Annotated in this window: 3 protein-coding genes; 1 reads left to right on the top strand and 2 read right to left on the bottom strand. The window is 52.3% G+C overall.

From position 1 onward, the window contains the following. Position 1 precedes the first annotated feature (1 nt). On the top strand, positions 2–541 hold the full coding sequence (locus tag EJQ19_RS31470; RefSeq protein WP_241243174.1) for a nitroreductase family protein: 540 nt from the start codon (positions 2–4) through the stop codon (positions 539–541). A 70-nt stretch (positions 542–611) separates the two neighbouring features. Here the strand turns inward: EJQ19_RS31470 and pilO are convergent, their stop codons facing one another. Together pilO and EJQ19_RS32105 are read right to left on the bottom strand one after the other, a co-directional pair. Continuing rightward, the gene (gene pilO / locus EJQ19_RS31465; protein WP_126145151.1) at positions 612–1,223 is read right to left on the bottom strand and encodes a type 4a pilus biogenesis protein PilO; all 612 of its coding nucleotides are present in this window, start codon (positions 1,221–1,223) and stop codon (positions 612–614) included. Further along, a partial coding sequence (locus EJQ19_RS32105) for an Ig-like domain-containing protein (protein WP_164716875.1) occupies positions 1,207–1,417 on the bottom strand: 211 nt, incomplete at its 5' end. The genes pilO and EJQ19_RS32105, both read right to left, overlap by 17 nt.

The raw sequence follows: 1,417 nt of genomic DNA, 5'->3' as shown, positions 1-1,417 counted from the left end.
AATTAACCCACAATTTCTCGAACGTTGGTCTCCCCGCTCCTTCACCAGTGAAGAGATTCCCGAAGACACCCTGATGAGCCTCATCGAAGCTGCCAGATGGGCGCCGTCCGGAAGCAATAATCAACCTTGGCGCTTCATTATTGCGCGTACGCCCGAACAGCGCGCCGCTTTCCATTCCTTTATCGCCCCGGCCAACGTCGCCTGGTGTGAGAAAGCGCCTGTTCTCCTGCTTCTAATTTCCAACACGATTACACCGCGCGGCACATTGAATCCAAGCCACGCTTTTGACGCCGGAACCGCTTGGGGCTACTTGGCGTTGGAAGCGAACAATCAAGGTCTGGTTACGCATGCTATGGGCGGCTTCGATCCGGATAAAGCCCGCGAAGTGCTGCAAATTCCGGCAGACTACGCGCTTCATGCCGTCATCGCGATCGGTCACCAGGGTCCGAAAGTAGCGCTCTCTGAGCAGCTGCAGGAACGTGAAGTGCCTTCCGGCCGCCGTCCGGTATCTGAACTGATTATGCAGGGGAAGTTTGAATAATCCCTTTTACACACAGAAACACCTCGCACCTTCAGGCAATACGCCTTGGGCTCGCGAGGTGCTTCTCTTTTTAGAACGGGGACTCTACCTTATCTACTTTAGCCTTATACGAAGGATCAAAAAACGCGGTAAAGCTGACATTCACCGAAATTTTCCGCGTCAAATCTTTCGGCAAATTGCCGTAATTCACCGTGTCCACCGTGACCAGACGCGGAAGATTGTGCAACTGCGTCAAAGCGGCGGTAACGTCTTGAAACGTGCCTAACACCGACATCGTCACTTTTATTTCACGCACATTCGGATACGTAGCCGTCTTTTTCGTGCCATCGGCCGACTGTGCCGCCGGCGCTTTGTCGCTGACATTATAGGCAATTGAACTCATTGTCACATTCGTTTGACTTTTAATCTGGCTCAAATCCAGCGTCAACTGCTCCACATTATCCCATAAAGGCAGCGCCGCCTGCACTTCTTTCATCGATGGACCTGTCGTTTCCTTTTGCTTTTCGGCGACTTTCGCATTCAGCAGTTGAACCTGCTTCTCCAATGCTGCGATCTCGGCCGTTTGCTTGGTCACCTTATCCGTTGAAGGGAGCTGCAGCAAGAAGTAAAAAGCGAACAATCCGAGAAAGAGCGTCACCGTACCGCCCAGGACAGCCGTTTGCGTGTTATTTGATTTCGCCATTGGTTGTCGCCCCTTTCGCGTCCGTTGCGGTTTTCGCTGTTTCTTTGGCCGCTTCTTTCTTGAAAATCACGGAATAATTAGCCATATACTGTTTAGTCCCTTGTGTGTTTGCAGACGTTCCAACGGCATCTGACGCACTGCCCCCCGCCGTATTCGCCCCACCTGACGTTTCCGAGATCGATAGCAATTGCACC

The organism is Paenibacillus whitsoniae, from assembly GCF_003955665.1.
Lineage (GTDB): Bacteria > Bacillota > Bacilli > Paenibacillales > NBRC-103111 > Paenibacillus_E > Paenibacillus_E whitsoniae.
The sequence above is the reverse complement of the archived record's forward strand: the minus strand, read 5'-3'. Positions and strand labels throughout refer to the sequence as shown.